We start from the raw sequence: 23,746 nt of genomic DNA, 5'->3' as shown, positions 1-23,746 counted from the left end.
GATCAGCGTGAACGTGTACTAAAAAATTCTTGCATCAAGAAGTTTTCCAAACCCTGCTGGTTGTCCTCTTTTGCCGAAAGCGTTACCACGCGTCCCAATCGTTGCGAGTCCCACTCGAAGTCGCCGGGATAACGTTTGCGGATTAATTTGATCATGCTTCTTATAATCGCCAGATCAACATCGCCATTCAGGCCAGCGTCCACCTCGATCGTCTGGCGCTGGCTCTCTAACCGGTTAGCACCCCAACCGCGAAATACGTAACGCGCAACACGCGGGCCTTTGCTGGTGATCTGAAACACACCGCCGCCACCCTCGCCTTTACGTGCCATAAATTTAATATTAGCCATCGCCACAGAATTGTCGGCTGGTCCGTTACTTTCTGCGGGCGCGCCCGGATCAGGATCGGGCCGTCCCTCGGCTTCGGCTTCTGCACGGCGTCGGTTACGCGCAGCATCCAGCATCGTGCTCATATCCACCCCAGGCGGCGCAGGTTTAATCGCCGAAGGCGTAGTGGCCTGCAACGGTGAAGGTTCTGGTGCCAGCGGGGGCGGCGGCGTTGACCGGGAAGGGCGACGTGGCGGACTTGTTGCTACTTTAGGCGGCACTTTTGGACGCACCACCGGTTTGGCTGGCGGATGCCGCGCTGCGGGTTTCTCCTTAGGCACGGAGACCACTCTTGTCTGGGTGTCCTGCTTGCTTTTAAGTAACGAGACGACCAGCGGTTCGGCATCCGGCTTGGCTGGCGGCACCACTTCGTCCATCTGAAACCAGATAAACGTGAACAGGCCGATATGAAGTAATACCGACAAGGCAATACCGATCACTGTCCTGCGCCGTGCACGTGTTCTCAGCGAACTGCTTAACTGCATTGTCTTTTTACTCACTTTAGCGGTGTTTGTCGGACGTCGTTATGACGGACGATGCAATGATCCGACCTTAATAAAATCAATCCAAACCGGATTTTAAACAATACTTCCCTCTTCTTCACGTTAAATTGTGAAACATTATGTATACGGCGTTACTGCGCTTATTGGATAAGGCGCCATCTCTCCGACCAAATACAGCTACCGGAAGAGCGCTACCCGCATAAAGTCACGACGTTGACTGTCATTTTTCAATGTAGAAAGGATGATCTGGGACAAAATTGCGGTAAAGCGGCATGGATTCGGATTCCCACGCCTCGTCATCAACTTGCGATCAACTTGCGATCAACAAGATCATACCGCGACGAAGATAACGATCCCACGCTTTAGAGCAAAATTTTCTTTCCCCAAAGCCAGGGCGGAACGGTTTCACAGTTCAAATCAATCGAACCGGGTATGTCGGGCAAAACAGTTTAACGCGTCTAACAAGGCCATCGCCATCTCGGGTTGAAATGGATCATGCCCCCCGACAACTATTTTTAGCCGACTCCCCGGAATGTGCGCATGAAGGCGCAACGCGTTATCGGGATCGCAGACTTGATCACTTTGACCTTGGAGGATTACCACCGGCAAACCGGTCAAGTCGGCGGATGCTCGTAGTAAATCTGCTTCGTCAAGAAAACAGTGATTGATTAAGTAATGTGATTGCACACGGTAGCGTGATAATAAGCGCTGCAGTTCCGCTGGCGCAGGCGTGGACGTTACGTCGCTCGCGTCTGGCTGCGCCAACTGCCGCTCATAGTCGCGCCACGCTTGCGCCCATATCGCTGCACCCGGACTGTCTACAGATAATTGCGCCGCGATATAGCCCAGCAAATGCGCTCGTTCGGTCGCCGGTGCGTGGTGGGCGAAAGCTTTCCATGCATCACCGGCAACATCGGCAGCAGGCTGAAAAAAGCGTTGAATATCGTTCTTTCCTGCCAGAAAAGGTGCGCGTAATATCAACCCTAGCAAGGACGAGCGCCAAGGCTGCGCATACGCCAGCGCCAGACCAGCGCCCCAGGAACCGCCTCCTAACAACACCTTGCCAAGTCCCAGATGCAAACGTAAATCTTCTATATCCTGCACCAGTCGCGCTGTGTCGTTGTCGGCTATCGCACCACCCGGCGTGCTGCGTCCACAGCCACGCTGATCACATAGCACAAGTCGATATAACGAGGGATCGGCAAATATCTGATGGCGCGGGCTACTGCCGCTGCCCGGGCCGCCATGCAACCATAACAATGGGATGCCGTCGGGATTGCCGTATTGTGCATACCAAAGGCGATGCCCTTGTCCAACGTCACAATAACCGTCATTAAAAGGATTTTGCAATGGGTAGAAAGCGGAGGATCTCATGGCGCTATTCTAACGGGGCCGCGCTGCAATGCAACGACCACGCTAAAATCAGGCAATAGGACAAAGCAAAGGCAGCAACAGAGCGCAGGCCCTATCAGCGTAAACCTCGAAAGTTACTGCGTTGCGGCTTCTTCTACCAACGTGGTGGCGAGTAATTTTTTAATTTCGGGCACGCACGATCCACAGTTTCCGCCCGCCTTCAGGCAACTCGTCACCTGTACCACCGTGGTCAACCCTTGCTCACGAATAGCATTGCAAATGGTATTGCGTCCCACGCCGAAACAAGAGCAGACCGTCGGTCCCGCATCCGCGCCCTTCTCAATAGGCTGACCGATCAACAGGCCAACGCGGTCCGCGTCTTCTAGCTGATCCTTCGCAAATAGGCTCGCCAACCAGGCACGCGACGGCAAATCTGGCCGTGGTGAGATAAACACGCAGGTTTCAATTTGATCGTTAATCAGATGGGCGGCACGGTACACCCCAGCAGTCTTATCAGCGTATTCAAGCCAATCCGCATCCGGATCGTCAAGGTTCAACAACTCGCGCACCCATTTATTATGGTCAGCAATGATGTTTCGGCCAGCAAGCTCGTAACGCGCAAAAGTACGCCCCTGAATCCGGGTCCAATGTGTCACGCCTGCCATCGCAACCTCTTCCCGGCTCAGCACAAAACCATGCCATGCCACCGGAAAATCTTCGACCCGCACCGGTGTATGCTTGAACTCAGGCTCGCCGGAGACCGGATCGACTACCGGATTAACCACCGCACCAATGCGCGCATCGGACGCCGATTGATTGCTCCAATGGATAGGTACAAACAAACTACCGCGCCCGATTCCGCCGCCATGTTGCACGCGGGCCACCATCGCGCCCCATTTAGAGGACACCCGGGCCAGACTTCCTTCGCGCACACCGTATAACAGCGCATCTTGCGGATGCATGTCGATAAAAGCTTCCGGCACATGATCCGCCAGCTTGGCCGACTTGCCGGTACGCGTCATGGTGTGCCACTGATCGCGGACGCGCCCCGTATTAAGGGCTAGCGGAAAGTCTTCATCCGTGGCGTGAACCGGTGCTCGCGGCGGAGTCGCGATAAAGCGCGCTTTGCCGTCAGGATGAGAATAGCGGTTGTCCGTTAACAGGCGTTGCGTGCTGCGCAGTTCTCCCGAGGCATCGCGCAAGACGGGCCATTGAATTGGTGATAAACCGTTATATTGCAAGCTGTCCATGCCGACTAGCCCTGCCAGATTGAATACGCGCGGCGTAAAATCGCCTTCTGCCGCGCCATTACAAAACGTACTCAACCGTGCGTGTTCATCAAAAATTTCATGGGCACTGTTAAAACCAAAACCATCAAAACCCATGCGCTGCGCCACGTCGCACAATGCCTGCCAGTCTGGTCGCGCCTCTCCCGGCACAGGTAAGAACCCACGCTGACGTGAGATGCAGCGCTCCGAGTTGGTCACGGTACCGTCTTTTTCGCCCCAACCAAGCGCAGGTAGTAATACGTGCGCAAAGGCGTTGGTATCGGTTTTTTCAATAATATCTGAAGCAACCACCAGCTCGCACGCCAGCAACGCGCGTTGGACCTGATTGGCATCAGGCAAACTGACCAGTGGATTGGTTGCGATTATCCATATCGCTTTTACGGTGCCTTGTTCGATGGCCTGAAATAGATCAACCGCTTTCAAACCGGGCTTATCTGCAATCGCGGGCGAATCCCAGAATGTGCGGACCGTCTGGCGATGGGTCGGATTGTCCAACTCCATATGCGCCGCCAACATGTTCGCCAAACCACCGACTTCACGGCCACCCATGGCATTGGGTTGTCCGGTGATGGAAAAAGGACCCATGCCGGGCTGGCCGATACGCCCGCTAATCAAATGACAGTTGATGATGCTGTTGACTTTATCGGTACCGGCTGAGGACTGATTTACGCCTTGCGAAAAAGCGGTGATGACTTTTTTTGTACTCGCAAATAAATGGTAAAACGTGAGCAAATCGTTTGGATCTATTTTGCAGATTTTGGCGACTGTCATCAACTCAGCACTGCTGGCTTCAGCAGCGCTCAGCGCGCCACTTACACCATTGGTATGGTTATCGACAAAGCCGCTATCGGTCAGGCCGTTTTGCGACAGGTAATGTAATAAGCCATTGAACAACCAGACATCGGTGCCCTGCTTAACCGGCAAATGCAAATCAGCCGACTCACAGGTCGCAGTACGGCGCGGATCGATCACGACGATCTTCACATCGGGCCGGGTTTCTTTGATTGTGGTAATGCGCTGAAACAAAATCGGATGGCACCACGCCGTGTTAGAGCCGACCAGCACCACCAAGTCCGCCAACTCCAGATCCTCATAGCAGACAGGTACCAAATCCTCGCCGAATGCGCGCTTGTGTCCCGCCACTGCGGACGACATGCACAAGCGGGAATTGGTGTCGATGTTAGCGCTGCCGATGTAGCCCTTCATCAACTTGTTGGCGATGTAGTAATCCTCGGTCAGTAACTGACCGGATACATAGAACGCAACGGCGTTTGGACCGTGCCGCGCGATGATGTCATTGAATCCTTGCGCAACTTTATCCAGCGCCTGATCCCAGCTTGCGCGCGCCATCGTATTGCTGACGGCGTCCCTGATTTGCGGATATAACAAGCGACCATTTAAATCTACTGTTTCGTCCAACGCCGAACCTTTGACGCACAATCTACCTTTATTGGCGGGATGGTTCTGGTCGCCGGCAATCGTCACTTTGCCATCGGCAAGCAGCGTCGCGGCCACACCACAACCAACGCCGCAATACGGGCAAGTCGTTGATACTGGTTGTGGGTCAGGCGCACCATTGAAAGCGGATTGCACGACTGATTGCGGAGGCTGGGACAAATTCACGGTAGGTTCCTCATCAGGCGGCTTGCACGCAAAGCGCTTGCCCGAATAGTAAATGATTGCGTAGCGAGGACACGTCAGTTTTATGTTGAATCAGATCAAAGTACCAGGGGCCGTCTTTAACGTCACCATACAATACCGCACCAACAATTTGATTGTCCTTCAGGACCAGTCTCTTGTAAATACCTTTGCGTGGATCGCGCAGCACCAGATCCTCAGTATCCTCACCCCCGATAAAATCGCCAGCAGAATACAGATCAACGCCGGTCACTTTAAGCTTGGTTGCGGTCGCTTGTTGCACGTAACGGCGATGCCCGGCCCCTGCGAGATGCGCGCCGCAGACTCGGGCCTGATCCCATATGGGCGCCACCAAGCCGAAGGTTGCATCGCGATGCTGTACGCACTCTCCTACTGCATAAATGCGCGGATCGTAGGTCTGCATGGTGTCGTCCACGACGATGGCACGCTCGCAATGCAGATGGGATTTTTTGGCTAAAGCAATGTTCGGACGCACACCCGCTGCCATGACTACCAGGTCTGCCGGGATCTCGGTGCCATCTTTAAAGCGCACTGCCGTGACCCGTTCTGCACCGAGGATTTCGGTGGTGTGCGCTTCCAGCATGAAGCGGAAACCTTTTAACTCCAGCGCTTTTTTTAGTAGTGCCGAAGCGGGCTTGTCCAGTTGCTGATTCATCAGGCTATCGGTAACATGTACCACCGTTACATCCATCCCCTGACGTAACAACCCATTGGCAGCTTCCAGACCCAATAAACCGCCACCGATGATCACCGCGTGACGATGGTCGCGTGCCGCAGCCAGCATGGTTTCGACATCCTGAATATCCCGAAACGCGATAACGCCCGGCAACTGATGCCCAGGAACCGGAATAATAAATGGCGTAGAACCCGTCGCCAATAGCAAACGGTCGTATTTGACTTCAACGCCAGCGCGGGAGCGTACGATGCGGCGGCGGCGATCAATGTGCTCTACCGGATCGCCCGCATGCAGGGTGATGCTATTTTGTTGGTACCACTCCCGCGTATGCAGCATGATGTCTTCCACACCTTTGTCGCCAGCCAGCACCGGGGACAATAATATGCGGTTGTAGTTACCATAAGGCTCGGCACCGAACACGGTAATATCGTATAAATCCGGCGCCATTTTTTGCAACTCTTCGACTGTGCGCATGCCAGCCATGCCGTTACCGATGACCACCAACGATGGTTTGGCAAGCTTGGCAGACTTAGGGTGGCCGGTTGCGCTGGTCATGCGCCGACCCAGACCTTCCCATCGATCACCCGGGTCGGATAAGCATTCACAGAATGTTCCGGGTACTCCAGGCATTCGCCGGTTTGCAAATCAAAATGCTGTTTATACATTGGCGAGGCAACGACAATACGCTCGCCCAGATTACCCACCATTCCGCGCGACAGTATCGCTGCCTGCGAATTAGGATCGTAATTGCTGATGGCGAACACGCGCTCTTCACCGTCGTTGACATGAAATACAGCTACCTGCTCGCCATTAATCAGTGCACATACACCGGTATTTTTTACAATATCGTCGAGCGCGCAGACCGCAATCCAGCTGTCTAATTGATTATCGCTATGCATAATATTTTTCTCCCACTTTCAATAGACAATTAATCCGGCAAGTTGCCAGTTACGCGGTACTGTTTGCAAGCTGGGCGTTGCGCTTGCCCGTAACCTTCGCCTGACCCTCGACTGCCCTCACTTAACTGCATCACTCAACTTCTGCAAGTACCGGTACAATCGGGATGATCTCAATGACTTTGGCCGAGCGTTCAACCAGAGTCGCCGGACGAATCTGCCCACGCTCCTCCATGAAGACGACGTTTTCATCGACTTGATCGGTGTTGACGAAATGGCGGAAGCGCTTGCGGGTTTCTGGATCGCTCACGGCTTTTTTCCATTCGCATTCATACGTATCGACCACTTGCTGCATTTCCCGGTCAAGCTCAACACCAATCTTCAGCTTATCTTGCAAAATCACTTCTTTGAGATAATCCAGACCGCCCTCAAGATTGTCGCGCCAAACGCTGGTACGTTGCAGGCGGTCGGCGGTACGCACATAAAACATCAAGAAGCGATCGATCGTCTGAATCAACGTCGCCTTGTCAAGATCTGAGGCTAACAGTTCAGCGTGGCGTGGCTTCATACCGCCATTGCCGCACACGTATAAGTTCCAGCCCTTTTCGGTGGCGATGACGCCGACATCCTTACTCTGCGCTTCTGCACATTCACGCGTGCAACCGGAAACACCGAATTTGATCTTGTGTGGTGAACGCAAACCCTTGTAGCGATTCTCAAGCTCGATCGCCAGACCCATGCTGTCGTCAACGCCATAACGGCACCAGGTCGAACCGACGCATGATTTCACGGTTCGCAACGACTTGCCGTAAGCATGGCCTGACTCAAAACCGGCTGCGATCAACTCTTCCCAGATTGGTGGCAATTGCTCAACGCGCGCGCCAAAAAGGTCAATTCGTTGTCCGCCAGTGACCTTGGTGTACAGGCCATATTTCTTAGCGACTTGTCCAACCGCGATCAATCCGTCGGGTGTAACTTCGCCGCCAGCCATACGTGGCACGACCGAGTAAGTTCCGTCTTTTTGAATATTTCCAAGAAAATAATCGTTCGAATCCTGCAAGCTTGCGTGTTCTTTATTGAGCACGAAATCATTCCAGCAAGAAGCCAGAATACTGGCCGCTACGGGTTTACATACATCGCAACCCAAACCGTGACCATGTTTAGCCAGCAACGCATCGAAGGTATGAATTTTTTCAAATCGCACCAAATGGTAAAGTTCCTGACGGCTGTACGGAAAATGTTCGCAGACATGATTGTTGACGGCGAAACCTTGCCTCTTCATCTCCGACTTCATAATCTGCGTGACCAGTGCCACGCATCCGCCGCAGGAAGTACCCGCTTTAGTGCAGGTTTTTAGTTCACCAATAGTCGTGACCCCGCCGCACACCGCGGCGCACAAATCACCCTTTGAGACATTATTGCAAGAGCAGATTTGCGCGGCATCGGGCAACGCATCTACGCCTAAGCCCGGCTTGGCGTTACCGTCGGCTTGCGGCAGGATCAGGAACTCTGGCGACTCTGGCAATTCGATGCGGTTAAGCATCATTTGCAGCAGCGTGCCGTATTCTGTGGCATCGCCTACCATCACACCGCCGAGCAAATACTTGCCGCAATCGGAGACGACGATTTTTTTATAAATCTGTTTGCGTTCGTCGGTGAAATGGTACGACCGGCTGCCCGCAACATTGCCATGCGGATCGCCGATACTGGCCACATCAACGCCCATCAATTTCAATTTGGTGCTCATATCTGCACCGGTGAACTCGGCAGTGCCGCCTAACAAATGCCTGGCCGCAGTGCGCGCCATGTCATAGCCGGGAGCGACCAGACCAAATATCTTGCCATTCCATAGGGCGCACTCGCCAATCGCGTAAATGTCCGGATCGCTGGTCACGCAACTATTGTTGATCATGATGCCGCCACGCTCGCCGACCGCAAGTGCGCTACTGCGGGCGAGTTCGTCGCGCGGACGAATCCCGGCAGAGAACACAATCATGTCCGTCTCAAGATGCGTACCATCCGAGAAGTTCATCCGATGCGTGTGGGTTTCACCATCAACGATATTGACTGTATTTTTTTGCGTGTGCGCAGTAACGCCCAGATCTTCAATTTTAGAACGTAAAACACGACCGCCGCCTTCATCTACCTGTACCGCCATCAGGCGCGGTGAAAATTCGACCACATGCGTTTGCAAATCCATGTCGCGCAAGGCTTTAGCGCATTCCAGACCGAGCAAACCGCCGCCGATAACTACGCCCGACGCAGAGCGATTGCCACATTCCAGCATCGCCTCCAGATCTTCGATAGTGCGATACACAAAACAGTCCTTGCGATCATTGCCAGGCACCGGCGGGACAAAAGGATAGGAGCCGGTCGCGATGACCAACTTGTCGTAATGCAGCGTTTCACCCGTACTGACTATTACCGTCTTTGCAACGCGATCAATTACGCTTGCTTTGGCATTTAGCTTGAGCAAAATATTTTCGCGCTCAAAAAAACCTTCCGGAACCAATGAGAGGTCTGCGGCCGATTTACCAGCGAAAAATTCGGAAAGATGCACGCGGTCGTAGGCAGGGCGAGGCTCTTCGCACAATACCGTAACTTCCAGACGTGGCGCGGCGCCGTCTTGACTCTCCGCCAGACTTTCCAGAAATTTGTGCCCCACCATGCCGTGGCCAATGACGATAATTTTCATGATCTGCAGTTCCTTATACTGTGATTGTCTTGCTAACCAATGCCTGCTCGCTGACATTGTTTGAAGCGCTAAACCGAACGGCTATAGCGCACAGTGCAGAAACGGTGACCATGATCCCCAACAAGCTCAATGTGTTTTGGACATCTCCCAGGCCCTTCATCAGAAACCCGGCCAGCACCGCGCCCACGTTGCCGCCTGCGCCGACGATGCCAGCGACACCGCCAAGCGCTTTACGATCGACAAAAGGCACTAAGGCGTAAGTCGCACCGCAAGCCATATGGGTGAATAAACCAAACGTCAGCATCGCAACGATCGCTAAAGTGATGCTATTTGCATGCGCAAACCACAGCAGGCCCAGTCCCTCGCCGATCATCAGGACGAACAACAAATTGGAGCGCATATTCAAACTACCGCGCAGCGCCACTTTGTCGGATAAGAAGCCACCCAAGGCACGGGCAAACAGGGCAAGCAAACCAAAGCTACCCGCAGCCAGTCCAGCACCTTTTAATGTCAGACCGAAATGATCTACGTAATAAATTGCAGCGATGTTATGGATAAATAGTTCGACACCAAAACAAGCGCCGTATGTGACAAACAGCATCCAGACGCGGTAATTACTGCCAGCGGCACGGAAGCTCGCCCAACCGCCTTTTTTGCCGCCTTCAATAGCGATGCCTTTTGCGCGCATCTCCGAGTAATTACCTTCTGGGCAATCTTGCGTAAAACGCCAGTACACGCAGCCCATGATGACCATCAGCACACCCGGAACCAGCAAGGACAAACGCCATCCCATGGTTTCGCTCACGCCCATCATCAACAGTGCTGTCAGCAACAATGGCATCAACGCTTGAGCAACACCGCCGCCGACGTTACCCCACCCCGCAGAAGTCGCATTGGCAGTACCGACGACGTTTGGTGCGAACATTACGGAGGTGTGATATTGCGTTACAACGAAACTGGCACCAGCCGCGCCAATACAGAGACGGAAGAACAACAGGCTCTCGTAGCCTTGTGCAAATGCCACGCCAAATACAGGAATCGCGCCAATCAGCAGCAACGCGGTATACGTCTTACGCGGACCGTAGCGGTCGCACATCGGGCCGATAACCAAACGGACCAAAATCGTGACCGCAACCGCAGCGATGTTGATATTGGCCACTTGCCCCAGTGTCAAACCAAACTGCCCCTTAATGACGGGCATCAACGGTGCGCAGGCGAACCATGCGAAGAAGCATGCAAAAAAGGCCATCCAGGTCAAATGGAAAGCGCGCATTTGCGGCGTGCTGAAGCTAAAGAGTTTGATGCTGGTGGCTTTGCTGGTCATGTTTTTTATCCCATAAAAACAAAAAGGCGCCCACTCTGCCGAGTAATAAAACCCTAGCTGAGTGGACGCCGTTGTCCTGACAAATCCATCATTAGATTTGCGTAAAAGTTAATCGTTACGGAATCATCATTGACTCTGTTGATCTCTAATAAGCAAATCTCATGCCACAACGCTGTAGCCTTAGAGGACGCGGTTCCAGATTGTTTTAACGGGACGCTACCGGTATAAATGCATCAATTTAATTTGATCCGCATTTAAATGGTGCGAGAAAGGTGGGAGAGCGCTATTTTTTGGGGAGCGTGTGAAGTTGCTCAAAAATAGGCAAATACGGCATAAACTTTTACTTGATACCTAATAGTACAAAACAAGTAACACGAAGAAAAGATTAAGCAAAGAAAGGGAGGGTTCGAAGCGCCTCCTCTTTCACTGCGAACACTTATTTCGCCCCGCCGGGATGTCGCATTCGATCTGGTACCATGGGTTGGAGCCTGGGGCGAGGGACGTTACCAGCTATGTTTGCTAAGTCCCTTAGACTGCATTCTTACACTCTTAGCGCGTGGGTATTAACTCTCTCAGGCAGAGCGTTGCCGCCGCGGCTTTGCATTAACTACAGCGTTTTTATCAGCAAATGCGTTCGCCACTGATAGACTAAAAAAGTCGACCGCTTGCTGCAGCGGCGTGGGCAGTCGCGATTGAATTAACCAGATATCAAGAATGGGTTTGAAATCGCTGATGGAGATGATATCCAATTTATCACGATGGGTACTACGCTCCAGCTGCGGCAATGGCATAAAACCCAGTCCAAGTCCCGCGGCAACCAAGCCCATCTGCAAATCAGCGCCAAACGATTCAAGCCCGATTTTGAACGACAAGCCCTGGCCCGTCAATGCACGCTGCAAGACGGCGCGAAAACCACAACCATCCGGACTTAGCACCCAGCCGAACGTGTGGCAATCTTTCAATTTATAACTGCGCTTGGTCATCGTGCCTTTAGCCGCCACGACTACTAGCTCGACACGCCCCAACGTCTCGCCGATAACGTTATCGGGCAACACTTTGGTGGACGGAAATAACGCTGCCGCTGCGTCCATCTCGCCATTGGCAACTTTGGCGACCAGTTGCGTGCCCCATCCGGTTGCTACCTGGGTACTTAAATCAGGAAAAGTTTGCTTCAACTGCTTTAACGCGTCCAGTAATATAACATCACCAATCGCTTGCGTAATACCAAGGCGGAAGGTACCGGCTGGTACAACTTCATTACTCACCATGTCGCGCAATTCACTGACTTCACGCAAGACCACGCGACATTGCTCGTACACTACTTTGCCCATCGGATTTGGCCGCGGCGGTTTGGTGGTTCGGTCAAGCAATTCAATCCCGAGTTCTTCTTCAAAATTCTGTACACGCCGGGTGATAGCCGACTGCGTTAGTTGCAATGCTTCTGCCGCTAAGCTAATCGACTGGCATCTTACCGTTGCAACAAATGCATCTATATCATCGATTTTCATAAAAAAGTGGCTTTTGCCTCCTAAAATGTATTTCTAATTTTAATAGAAAACGCGCAGTCTGCGCTACCCGATCTACCCGTTTCCTCGTAGAAAGTCGAGATAAACAATTGTCATTTATTTCATTTATTACTAAATTTCCTAAATGACCACACTAAAACATTCGTAACAAAAAATTTTCTCGTCAAACTTCAAGACTTGCTGGTCTTAGCTACCTGATTGCGCATGACGACGCGATCAAAATCAAACGTGCCGCGCTGCAAGACTTTCTGCAACGATTTGCGCGTTCGCAACGCTGGTCCAACGATCATGCGGAGGCCTACTCTGCCACGTTAGCAGAACTGATCGGCGCTCCCAACGAAGTCGCCAGATGTCGCTGGACCGTCGCCAGAGCAAATGGATCGCATTGGACGATAGCGTCATCAAGACGCAACAGCATACCGCCGACGTTTACGCAGAAGCAGGTGCCATCCCTCATAAGCTGGATGTTTCCAGTAGTTTCGATCGTAGTTTTCCGTTACTAATATAAGGAAAGATGCTATGTCCCATCACCCTGACGGCGCACGTTTAAGGCATTTCGTCGGCGCGTTGGCGGAACTGCTTGATCGACACCCTTCGGACCCCGAGATATTGCGCGACGGTGGCGCACTGCTGAGGGACTAGTGTCTACGAATTAGTCATCGACTGCATAAGCTTGCATGGCGGAATATCTCGCTAATGATATGAACTGGCGCAAGCAATCGCGATATAGTTCGCTGGGTTTCATCACAAAAATCGTTACCGAATATGAAGCAGTCCTCCAAAAGAAAGTAAAATAAGTGCACTAAAAAAATTCAAAGGGACAGTATGAAAAAAATCGCTATCGCGTTCTCTATCGCATTTGCATTCAATGCGGCCGCGCATGCCGCTAATCGCCTGCCAACGATAGCGCCAGAAAAATATACCGAAGAACAAAAGAAAGCGGCCGAAGATTTTCTGGCATCGCGCAAGGTACCGGTTTTTGGCCCGTTTGAGCCATTGATGTACAGCCCCCAAGTGATGAGCCAGGCTCGGGCTATGGGCGATTATCTGCGCTACAACTCTGCCCTCGGCAATACCCTAAGCGAACTCGTGATTCTGATTACTGCGCGGGAATGGACGCAAGATTATGAATGGTATGTACATTATCCTATCGCCATGAAGGCCGGTATAAAACCAGATATTGCTAGTGCGATTGCCGCGGGCCGACGACCAGTCGGAATGAGTGACGATGAAGAAATGGTTTACGATTTTACGACAGAGCTGAATAAGAACAAACGCGTTTCCGATGCGACTTTCAGTCGGGCTGAAAAGCGCTTCGGCAACAAAGGCATCGTCGATCTCACCGGCATTAATGCCTATTACACCTTACTGGCGATGCAACTCAATGTGGCCCAATATCAACTACCTGCCGGGGCCGTTAAGTTGGTACGATTTCCCGATTAAGTTTACCTAACAATTAACTTTTATTCGAAGCAAAAGTACAAACAACAAAAGCTTTTAGTTGGTTTGTACCTTTGCTTTTTTTGACGAACACTTCAGAAAATTGTGGGTAACCGAAAGACGGCACATCGATTCGCAGCCGGGCTTTGCCTACTTCCAAAATACTTACGCTGGTGGAGACAATAGTGCTGGCAATGTCTGGCGCTACAACCACCGTTAGCGGATGCTCCGCTCATCAGGCAGTAAGTCGTCTGCTGGCCCTAAGTAGGGGCATAGGCTTCCGCACTAAATAATCTGCGCTACACAAAAATTCTGATTGGTATTGAAGTCATGGGCACGCGCGCCCGGCAATAGCCATGTACCTGAGATTGTTCGGCCCCCGGCGTTTAAAATTTATTGTTGGCGATAGGTGCCGCGCTTTGCCCGTGAAACCGTTCCACTGTTCATGTGCATCCTTTGAATTTGGGTCCAATCAATTTGTGCCGCCCGTTCAATCATGCGGATATCTGGTTTTTTGGCGAGACGGTACTGGGAGCACATTTATCGAAAATTTAAATATTAATGCGGTAAGGATGCTAGTGAAGCTTATTGCACTCCATCATAATATATCTCACCAATTATTCCCCTTTGAATTTCTTCCATATAATTTCTTCACATAATAAAACTCACATAAATTCAAAGTATGAATGCAAATATTGACCTCAACCGCTCATATATTTTATGGGCAGGTAACACCTATTTCAAATAAATTAATGATTACCATTCACAATTGGACGCATTACCTGACGACAGCTATAGTTAATTCACTTCTCCGCCACTTCAAGGGTCTCAAATTAATAAAATGCGTTACCGAGATATTTGAATTGGTATTTCAGTGTGTTGTATTTTTTAGGAATTATATGCAATTAAATTTATGCTCGGCCCGAGCCATTTCTTTGACAATTTTGGCTCTCGGGATTATGTCAGCAGGTGCAGGACAAGCTGCAGACGGTGGCCATAGCCTTTACAAATGTGTGGTTGTGCGGAGTGGCAAATTACCTCCGCAAAATATTAATGAGATCGCGGACTCAAGAGGACAAGCCGAAACAAAAGCGATGCTTGAAGTGCAGGACTCCATGTCGGCGACATGCATTTAGGCGTCCACCGCGGCGAATGGATCGTTGAACAAATTTTACTATCCTCAGAAAGGAGTTCCCCTAAATAGATGCAGATAGTAGTTGCCGTTTGGCGATAAGCAATGATGGTCCGAGTTTATTGATTCTCACATGTGGTGTTTGCGCTTTGTGTATCTTCTCGCGCGGCATGAGGTTCCAGGCACACCACGTTCACCAAGCAGAATCAATATTCTCTAGCCCCGCAGCTTGAGATCAGACCGAGGCAATATCGGTTTACACCATAATGCAATCTGTCCCTCCCCCAGAACAGTCTCTCTACATGTAACCCACGTAATTCTCCTCTAGGCTTTTCTCCGCGCATTTCCTGTACCTTTAACCACACCTGTTCCAGTTTTTCTTCCGTTTATGCCGTTCTGATGCTGTAAATCATCACCGGCACGGGTTGTCGATTAAAATGGAACTCCCGGAAAATGGCATGATGTCGTAGTCGCGTCGCCTGAAGTGACATTTTCAGCATTTCGACACGATGAAACGATGATGATCTCCCTTGCCAACGCTGTGCCTTCCGTGTCCTTTGACGCACTTCCTGCTGAGACTGTGGATGTCGCGGCAAGGCATCTGCGCGACATATTATCGATCGCGATTGAACACGCGCCGCCGCACGCAGCCGTGGTAGTGTTTGATAAGCGCTGTACGTTGGCGGTGGGGTTGACTGAAGCCTACCGGCGTTGTCTGCCAACAGCGACTTTCATCGACTTTGACGTCGTTGCGCCGCATGTCGTGCTGGCTGCCTTTGCGCCGCTGGCGACTGGCGATCTGGTGGTATTGATTCAATCTACCAACTTCCGGCTTGAAGCTTTTCGTTTGCGCGTAGAGTTGTTTAAACGGGCACTTAAAGTGATCGAACACCCCCACCTTTCCCGCATGGCGGGACGTGAAGCGCTGTATTACATCGAATCGCTGGCATACGATCCTGCGTATTATCGGGATGTCGGCTATGCGTTGAAAACGCGCATCGATAGCGCTAAAATCGGCATTGTAGATAGCGGCGGAGAGCGCCTGATCTTCGACTCGCCCTTTGAATCTGCCAAACTAAATATTGGTGATTACCGCGCCATGAAAAATGTCGGTGGGCAATTTCCTATTGGCGAGGTTTTCACTGAAGCACAGGATTTAGAGGCGGTAAACGGGCGCGTGCGCATTTTCGTTTTTGGCGACACGCAATTTCGGGTAAATAAGCCCGCCCAACCAATTACGCTGGTGATCACCAAAGGCCGCGTGACGGAGGCGATTGACGCTACGCCTGAGTTTGACCAGGTGCTGAGCAACATTCGTGCGGCAGAAGGCACTGTCTGGCTGCGCGAACTGGGCTTTGGCATGAATCGTGCGTTTTCACAGGACCGCTTTGTCAGTGATATTGGTACCTATGAGAGGATGTGCGGGATCCATCTGTCGCTGGGGGCTAAACACGGCGTCTATAATAAGCCCGCGATCAGGCGCGCGGACGCCAGATTTCACATTGATGTCTTTGCCGTCACAAATGCGGTCTATCTCGACGATGCCCTCGTGTACCGAAATGGCACATGGCAAGTATGATTACATTGGTAGATTTTTTATATTTACCGTCCAAAATTAGGTAATATTTACGCTACCCTTTTGGCATCGATGCCTTTTGTACGAGAGTCGGTTCGCACAAACCTTGGAAAAAAATGAAGACAACTAGTACAGTACCGGAAATCGGCGCGGATATAGACCTGCCTTCGACCACGCTGGAAGCTTCACTAGCCGCACTGGATGACTTTCGCATCGTTCATCCGAATGACGTCGTCAGTTTGCTCCGGCAGTTGGCACAACATGCAGATCCTCTGGATATTTCCTTTGGCCGACGAGGCGCGCGAATCGTCACCCGTATCGTGGCCGTCGATGACAGAGCTGGGGTTTTTTACTATGCGGCGGGAGACAGCGAGATAGAAAATCAACAACATCAGGAATCGGGAGAAAACCTGTTTTCGGGTATGCAATCCGGTGCGCATGTCCAATTTGTTTGCGGCGTGCCAGAACGCCATGTGCATGAGGGCATGCCTGTATTCATATCCCAACTGCCGGAAAGCTTGTATCGCATGCAGCGGCGCGAACACGTTCGGTTTGAAACACCTAGCCTTAATCCTTATATGTGCACCGCTACGCTACCAGATCAGCGTCGGGCGTCTTTCTGCGTTGTCGACGTTTCACTCGCGGGGGCGCGATTGCGCTCGACCGATCCGACTATTGGTGACCTTGTCATTGGGATGACGCTCACCGATGCTACATTCGATTTTCGCGACCTGGGAGAGTTAGCTACGGATTTGACCATCAACTTCATCCATAACAGTCACACCTTCAACGACCCCATACATCACTTCGGTTGCCGATTTTTTCCGCTACCCAAAGTCAAGGAAGCAATTTTACAACGCGTGATAGCATCCCTTGACCTGAGTCGCAAGCCTGCTTAGCGCATTGACCGGGCACAAAACAACGATTATAAAAAATTCTGTGCCGGACTTGATGGCCACTATTTCGTGGCGAGAAATATTCGCACGGCGCAGCTTTTTATCGCTATCCCCCGGGGATTTGGTAAGATCATTTATTCAAAAAAAATTTGGCTATGCTTTTAAGGCAATCCATACTGATTTCTAACCCTATTTGCGAGTCGTTAGCGGCCTCCGGTTGCACTCTGGTTCGCTCGTTCAATTAGTTGCTTTATGCCTAAACATATGACACGTAAGCCAATTGAAATAAAGATTGCAACGGTGGTGGCAGTGGCAGTCATTCTCCATGAGACGGACCTTTCTATCTTGGATCACGCGCTAAAAGAGATGACGGCCGGTATTGACGATTTCTTCGACAATGAGTTCGCCGTTATCGACATTTCCGCGCTGGAACACGCGACCAGGGATATAGATTGGGACGCCCTTACAAAATTGCTAAAAACGTATCGAATCAACGCGGTTGCCGTACGCAACGCGCCAGCGGCGATGCATGCCAGCATCGTCGCCCACGGATTGAGTATCGATACGGTGGTTGCGCCCCGCGCCGACCCTACAACGACGATTGCGCACTCTTCGCCCGAAGTTGTAGCAGCGTTGCCTCCGCAAGCGGACAATCGACCGGTACCTGCGCTGCCCTTTAATAACCCGATGATTGTTGATACGCCGGTCCGCGCCGGTCAACGGATTTATGCGCGTGGCAGCGATCTGATCATCACTGCGATGGTCAATAATGGTGCAGAAATCATTGCCGATGGCAGCATTCATGTCTATGCGCCGCTGCGTGGTCGGGCGCTGGCTGGTGCCAGCGGTGATACCGAAGCACGTATTTTTGCTACCGGGATGGAGCCTGAACTGGTATCCATTGCCGGTGTATACCGCACATTTGAAGATGGCTTTCCAGCAGAATTGAAGGGACAGGCAGCCCAAATTCGGCTTAGCGGCGACCGAATTGATATTATTTCGCTTAATTCACCGGCTCGATCATAGTTTTTTCCGTATTTAAAAATAGGAGTTTTTTGTGGCAAAAATCATCGTTGTAACATCTGGTAAAGGGGGCGTCGGCAAGACGACTTCCAGCGCCAGCTTTGCGTCAGGCCTTGCAATGCGCGGTCACAAAACCGCCGTTCTGGATTTTGACGTTGGCCTGCGTAATCTTGATTTGATTATGGGCTGTGAACGACGCGTGGTGTATGACCTGATCAACGTGGTGAACAAAGAAGCGACGCTGAACCAGGCGTTGATAAAAGACAAACATTGCGATAATTTGTTTATTCTTCCCGCCTCACAAACCCGCGATAAAGACGCGCTGACCGAAGAAGGTGTTGAACGTGTGTTGCAAGACCTGGCGAAAATGGATTTTGAATTCATCGTCTGCGACTCTCCTGCGGGGATTGAACGCGGTGCGGTGATGGCGTTGACGTTTGCCGATGAAGCCATTATTGTGACCAATCCAGAAGTATCGTCAGTGCGGGATTCGGACCGGATTTTAGGCATTATTCAGGCTAAATCACGGCGCGGACAAAATGGCGGCGAACCGGTCAAGGAGCATCTGCTGATTACCCGTTACTCTCCAAAACGCGTCGATGCCGGTGAAATGCTATCGCACACTGACGTACAAGATATTTTGCGCATACCGTTAATCGGCATCATTCCTGAGTCCGAAGCCGTTTTACATGCTTCAAATCAGGGTAACCCCGCGATCCACGTCAAAGGTAGCGACGTCGCTATAGCCTATGAGGATGTGGTTTCTCGCTTTCTGGGTAACGAGGTGCCTCTGCGCTTTGCTAATTATCAAAAACCGGGCTTGCTCTCGCGCATATTTGGAGGGAAGTAAAATGGCTCTGCTTTCATTTTTGTTTACCAAGCAGCCGAAAAGCGCATCTGCCGCGAAAGAGCGCTTACAGATTATTATCGCGCGTGAACGTAGCGGCCGTCAGGGTCCTGACTTCCTGCCTGCGCTGCATAAGGAACTGCTCGAAGTTATTTCCAAGTACACCAAGGTGAGTGCCAGCGACATCAAGATATCGCTAGATCGACAGGGGGATCTGGAGGTATTGGACGTCAATGTTGTGCTGCCCGATATTTGAAGCAGCATAAAAGATCCTACCGAAATCTTTGCCGACCATCAACGACCACAGGGACCACTTATCCTTGCAAGTTCGTCAGCAGGTCACCCGTCAGGGCGTGAGGCGCATGTCGCCTAGCGCCCTGATGTCATTCAACATATTGTTAATCCGACAATGCGTTCCGTTATCGCCACCTCTGAAGAGCATGTCTTGGATGTTGTCAATGGGCAATATAAACAGCGCGAGTTGAACATAAAAGCTGTATTCTCCCACTTATACCGGTTGCAAATCCTCGTTCTCTGAGTACAAAGATCGCTGCCACGCTAAAACCTGTAGCTTCGTGATTCAATGAGCGAATAAATGTTATTCCAATAAAAGTGTTAGCATAATACTATTGCGATGACGTCGAAAATGACGCAATTAGCGAGGTCGCGGAAAAACACTACAAGGCTCGCTCCTTACCCGGCAGTCAGAACACAGGTCAAGCTAGCGGAAGGGCTACGTTAGCCCCACAAACTGACTTCAATAATCAATATTTAGCCAACCAGACCATCATATGAGAATTGCTGTTCTTGACGACGACCCAAGTCAAACCGATCTCGTTTGCCAGGTGCTGACCGCTAGCGGGCATGTTTGTCACCCGTTTCAAAGCGGCAAGGAAATCCTGGGCCAGTTGCGTCGAGAGAATTACGACATGCTTATTCTCGATTGGCAGGTACTTGATCTCAGCGGACCTGAAGTGTTGCAGTGGGTAAGAGAAAAATTACCGCCCGAGTTGCCTGTCCTTTTTATGACCAGCCGCTCGGGCGAGGACGATATTGTGGCAGGACTGGCCGCGGGCGCAGACGATTACATGATTAAGCCGATACGCCGCGGCGAGTTAGTCGCACGGGTACAGGCACTGTTGCGCCGCGCCTACCCGATTCAAAATGCCAGCGAGCAAATTACCTTTGGGAACTATGTCTTTGAAACCCGCTCTGCACGCCTGAGCCTGGCCAACGTACAGATTGAGATCACGCAAAAGGAATTTGACCTGGCGTTGCTTTTTTTTCGCAATCTTGGTCGACCACTTTCCCGCGCTTATATACTCGAAGCCGTATGGTCGCGCGATATCGATATACCGTCGCGCACCATGGATACGCATGTTTCGCGCGTGCGCACTAAATTACAATTACGTCCCGAAAAGGGATTCCGGCTTGCTCCCGTTTACAGCTACGGATACCGTCTGGAACAATTATCAGACTAATGCCCGGCTGCGAAGCTAGGTCAGCTTCTACGAAACAGACAAACGCCCCGGTTACAAGTTGACTACGACTTAACACGCACCTGAGGAAGCCGGCACAACGCGAAAGCCCTCCAAGTTATATTTTTGGTAAAAACCCCGCACGGCAGGCAGCAGGCTATTACTTAACGGTAAAGTTCACCAGTAGCCGCATTTATCGTCTGCATACGTTGCTATATCTGCAATTGTCGAGTTTAAACAGTGTTATGAACGCATTAATGGCGAGCAAAAAGAGTTAAAATTTAATAAAGCCCAGCAATGCGTACGCTGTTGCAACAATATTCATTTCCCTCATGGAAAAAATCCCCCTGTGGAAATAGGACGGTGAAATTCATCTGTTGCTGCGCAGGGTATAATTGTGCGTCAATTAGACCGGTCCGTTCTTTTACCTGAGTTGTCTCAAAAATGCACTTGCTTGCCGTCGGCCTTAACCATACTACCGCGCCCATTTCATTGCGCGAACAAGTAGCCTTTCCCGCTGACCAGATTGGCCAGGCGGTGACGGCCGCCCGTGCATGGTTTAGTGACAATACGTCTTCAGGCAGGACCGACGAGGCGGCCATTCTGTCGACCTGCAATCGCACCGAGTTATATGCCGCCAGCGACATATCAGCCGGACCGGACGGGGCCGTAGATATTAACACTGCGATCGATTCGACCGCGCACTTTTTGGCCCATTATCACAAGCTTTCATACGCCGATCTACGCCCACATTTGTACACTTTGCCCCATGATCATGCGGCGCGTCATGCGTTCCGCGTTGCGTCTGGATTAGACTCCATGGTATTAGGCGAGCCGCAGATTCTAGGGCAGATGAAAGATGCGGTCCGTCATGCCGAGGCAGTCGGGGGATTAGGCACCTACTTACATCAGCTATTTCAACGTACTTTTGCGGTGGCGAAAGAAGTCCGCACGACGACCAAAATCGGCGCGCACAGCGTCTCGATGGCGGCCGCTGCAGTGCGCATGTCAGAGCGTATTTTTGATGCCGTCGCCGGTCAGAATGTGCTATTTATCGGCGCGGGCGAAATGATTGAATTATGTGCAACGCACTTTGCGGCACAGAATCCCAAAACCCTGACCGTCGCTAGTCGAACGCTTGAGCGTGCAGAAATATTGGCGCATCGTTTCAGCGGACAAGCGTTACGGATGGCTGACTTGCCCAGCGAACTGGGCAACTACGACATTATTGTGTCCTGCACCTCGTCGCAACTGCCAATCATCGGTTTAGGCATGGTCGAGCGCGCAGTCAAAGCGCGCCGCCATAAACCTATGTTTATGCTCGATCTGGCGGTGCCACGTGACATCGAAAGTGAAGTTGGTCGCCTGGACGACATATTTTTATACACGGTAGACGATCTGGCTTCAGTAGTACAAACCGGCATGGAAAATCGCCAGGCCGCCGTATCGCAAGCCGAAGCAATTATCGAAACCCGCGTGCAATCGTTCATGCATTGGATCGACAGTCGCGCCGTGGTGCCAGTCATTCAGGATCTGCATGAAAGCAGCGAGTTAATGCGCCTGTTCGAGTTAGAACGCGCTCGCAAAATGCTCGCCAAAGGCGAAAATATCGACATCGTTCTTGAGGCGCTGTCCAAAGGGATGGCCGCAAAATTCTTGCATGGCCCGCAGCAGGCGCTGCACAATGCACAAGGCGACGAACGCGCGCGCCTCGCCATCTTGTTGCCGCAATTATTCCGCGGCAAGCGTTAGCGACGCACACCATATAGTCAGTCATCACACTGGCCCGGTGAATTCTGCGCTTATTTGCTCAGCTTATTTATAGCCTAATTTCATCGCTTTGATTTTTAGCATTTACTCTTAGTATTGTCTTGTATTCACGCCGATATTTAGCGTTTATTTGTCCCTATTCATTCGCAGCGCTACTTTGCTGCACGCTAAACCAACATACCCATGAAGCCATCAATGCTTGCCAAGCTTGACCAATTGTCGAACCGACTGGTCGAGGTCAACGATTTACTGAATCAGGAAGAAGCAACCTCCAACATGGACAGCTATCGCAAGCTGTCGCGGGAGCACGCCGAGTTAGGACCGTTAGTCGCTTTATACCTGAATTACACGCAGGCCGATGCGGATGTGCAGACCGCCATGGAAATGCTGTCGGACCCGGACATGAAAGAGTTTGCACAAGAAGAAATCAATAGCGCTAAAGCGCGCATGGAGCAGCTGGAAGCGGACTTGCAGAAAATGTTGTTGCCGAAAGACCCCAATGACGAACGCAATATTTTTCTGGAAATCCGCGCTGGCACCGGCGGCGACGAGTCCGCACTATTTGCCGGCGATTTACTGCGCATGTACACTCGCTTTGCAGAGCGCAATCGCTGGCAGATCGAGATGGTATCTGCGTCCGATTCTGAAGTCGGCGGGTACAAGGAAGTCATCGTCCGTCTGGTCGGTTTTGGTGCCTACTCCAAATTGAAGTTCGAGTCCGGAGGACATCGCGTGCAACGCGTACCGACGACTGAAACGCAAGGCCGGATCCACACCTCAGCCTGTACCGTAGCGATCATGCCGGAAGCCGATGAGGTCGCCGATATTGCGATCAATCCGGCCGATATTCGCATCGATACCTATCGCGCCTCCGGGGCCGGTGGTCAACATATTAACAAGACCGATTCTGCAGTGCGGATCACGCACTTGCCCACCGGGATTGTCGTTGAATGTCAGGACGATCGTAGCCAGCACAAGAATAAAGCCTCGGCCCTCAAAGTACTGGCCGCCCGCATCAAGGACGGTCAACTGCGCGAGCAACAATCAAAAGAAGCGGCGACCCGTAAATCGCTGATCGGCTCAGGTGATCGCAGCGAACGCATTCGGACCTATAACTTCCCTCAGGGTCGGATGACCGACCACCGTATTAATCTTACTTTATACAAACTCGATCATATAATGGATGGCGATCTGGAAGAACTGAGCAACGCGCTGGCGGCTGAACATCAGGCTGAATTGCTGGCCGCTTTGGGCGATGAACGGTAAGCATACAATGGCA

At 51.5% G+C, this 23,746-nt stretch carries 19 protein-coding genes; 10 read left to right on the top strand and 9 right to left on the bottom strand.

Annotation, left to right across the window (positions count from 1 at the left end; all coding sequences use genetic code 11):
- Nucleotides 1-2: 2 nt before the first annotated feature.
- The 9 genes from HAV38_RS00495 to HAV38_RS00455 all read right to left on the bottom strand — a co-directional run bounded on the left by HAV38_RS00495 (nt 3) and on the right by HAV38_RS00455 (nt 12,762).
- A complete protein-coding gene (locus HAV38_RS00495) occupies nt 3-884 on the bottom strand; it encodes a hypothetical protein (protein ID WP_245182120.1) in 882 nt (293 codons plus the stop codon).
- A 420-nt stretch (nt 885-1,304) separates the two neighbouring features.
- Entirely contained in the window at nt 1,305-2,261 is a 957-nt protein-coding gene (locus tag HAV38_RS00490; protein WP_168051364.1) for an alpha/beta fold hydrolase, read from the bottom strand.
- Nucleotides 2,262-2,374: 113 nt separating this feature from the next.
- Complete coding sequence (locus HAV38_RS00485; protein ID WP_375791674.1) at nt 2,375-5,152, bottom strand: nitrate reductase; 2,778 nt, start codon at nt 5,150-5,152, stop codon at nt 2,375-2,377.
- 13 nt (nt 5,153-5,165) lie between these two features.
- A complete protein-coding gene (locus tag HAV38_RS00480) occupies nt 5,166-6,419 on the bottom strand; it encodes an NAD(P)/FAD-dependent oxidoreductase (protein WP_168051362.1) in 1,254 nt (417 codons plus the stop codon).
- A complete protein-coding gene (nirD, locus tag HAV38_RS00475; protein ID WP_168051360.1) occupies nt 6,416-6,763 on the bottom strand; it encodes a nitrite reductase small subunit NirD in 348 nt (115 codons plus the stop codon). Before nirD ends, HAV38_RS00480 begins: the two co-directional genes overlap by 4 nt.
- A gap of 130 nt (nt 6,764-6,893) precedes the next feature.
- On the bottom strand, nt 6,894-9,455 hold the full coding sequence (gene nirB / locus HAV38_RS00470; RefSeq protein WP_168051358.1) for a nitrite reductase large subunit NirB: 2,562 nt from the start codon (nt 9,453-9,455) through the stop codon (nt 6,894-6,896).
- A 13-nt stretch (nt 9,456-9,468) separates the two neighbouring features.
- Entirely contained in the window at nt 9,469-10,779 is a 1,311-nt protein-coding gene (locus HAV38_RS00465) for an MFS transporter (RefSeq protein WP_168051356.1), read from the bottom strand.
- Between the two features lie 572 nt (nt 10,780-11,351).
- On the bottom strand, nt 11,352-12,287 hold the full coding sequence (locus HAV38_RS00460; protein ID WP_168051354.1) for a LysR family transcriptional regulator: 936 nt from the start codon (nt 12,285-12,287) through the stop codon (nt 11,352-11,354).
- 316 nt (nt 12,288-12,603) lie between these two features.
- Nucleotides 12,604-12,762, bottom strand: coding sequence for a hypothetical protein (locus HAV38_RS00455; RefSeq protein ID WP_168051352.1), 159 nt, complete (start codon nt 12,760-12,762; stop codon nt 12,604-12,606).
- 62 nt (nt 12,763-12,824) lie between these two features.
- On the opposite strand from HAV38_RS00455, the gene HAV38_RS22050 reads away from it, so the two are divergent.
- From HAV38_RS22050 to prfA, 10 genes are all read left to right on the top strand, one after another.
- Complete coding sequence (locus HAV38_RS22050; RefSeq protein ID WP_260326407.1) at nt 12,825-12,947, top strand: hypothetical protein; 123 nt, start codon at nt 12,825-12,827, stop codon at nt 12,945-12,947.
- Nucleotides 12,948-13,130: 183 nt separating this feature from the next.
- Entirely contained in the window at nt 13,131-13,748 is a 618-nt protein-coding gene (locus tag HAV38_RS00450) for a carboxymuconolactone decarboxylase family protein (protein WP_168051350.1), read from the top strand.
- A 1,646-nt stretch (nt 13,749-15,394) separates the two neighbouring features.
- Nucleotides 15,395-16,456: a M29 family metallopeptidase gene (locus HAV38_RS00445; protein ID WP_375791673.1), complete on the top strand. Its 1,062-nt coding sequence runs from the start codon at nt 15,395-15,397 to the stop codon at nt 16,454-16,456.
- A gap of 113 nt (nt 16,457-16,569) precedes the next feature.
- Nucleotides 16,570-17,352 (top strand): flagellar brake protein, encoded by a 783-nt coding sequence (locus HAV38_RS00440; RefSeq protein WP_168051348.1) that lies wholly within the window; start codon nt 16,570-16,572, stop codon nt 17,350-17,352.
- Between the two features lie 261 nt (nt 17,353-17,613).
- Nucleotides 17,614-18,375: a septum site-determining protein MinC gene (minC, locus tag HAV38_RS00435; RefSeq protein WP_245182119.1), complete on the top strand. Its 762-nt coding sequence runs from the start codon at nt 17,614-17,616 to the stop codon at nt 18,373-18,375.
- A gap of 31 nt (nt 18,376-18,406) precedes the next feature.
- On the top strand, nt 18,407-19,222 hold the full coding sequence (gene minD, locus HAV38_RS00430) for a septum site-determining protein MinD (RefSeq protein ID WP_168051344.1): 816 nt from the start codon (nt 18,407-18,409) through the stop codon (nt 19,220-19,222).
- Nucleotide 19,223: 1 nt separating this feature from the next.
- Nucleotides 19,224-19,475, top strand: coding sequence for a cell division topological specificity factor MinE (gene minE, locus HAV38_RS00425; RefSeq protein WP_168051342.1), 252 nt, complete (start codon nt 19,224-19,226; stop codon nt 19,473-19,475).
- 535 nt (nt 19,476-20,010) lie between these two features.
- A complete protein-coding gene (locus HAV38_RS00420) occupies nt 20,011-20,700 on the top strand; it encodes a response regulator transcription factor (protein WP_168051340.1) in 690 nt (229 codons plus the stop codon).
- A gap of 441 nt (nt 20,701-21,141) precedes the next feature.
- The gene (hemA, locus tag HAV38_RS00415) at nt 21,142-22,449 is read left to right on the top strand and encodes a glutamyl-tRNA reductase (RefSeq protein WP_168051338.1); all 1,308 of its coding nucleotides are present in this window, start codon (nt 21,142-21,144) and stop codon (nt 22,447-22,449) included.
- A 201-nt stretch (nt 22,450-22,650) separates the two neighbouring features.
- Entirely contained in the window at nt 22,651-23,733 is a 1,083-nt protein-coding gene (gene prfA / locus HAV38_RS00410) for a peptide chain release factor 1 (RefSeq protein ID WP_168051336.1), read from the top strand.
- The last annotated feature ends 13 nt before the right edge of the window (nt 23,734-23,746 follow it).

Source organism: Glaciimonas immobilis, from assembly GCF_011947285.1.
In the GTDB taxonomy this organism is placed as follows: domain Bacteria; phylum Pseudomonadota; class Gammaproteobacteria; order Burkholderiales; family Burkholderiaceae_D; genus Glaciimonas; species Glaciimonas immobilis.
Note: the sequence above shows the minus strand (reverse complement) of the source record. Positions and strands in the feature narration are given on the sequence as shown.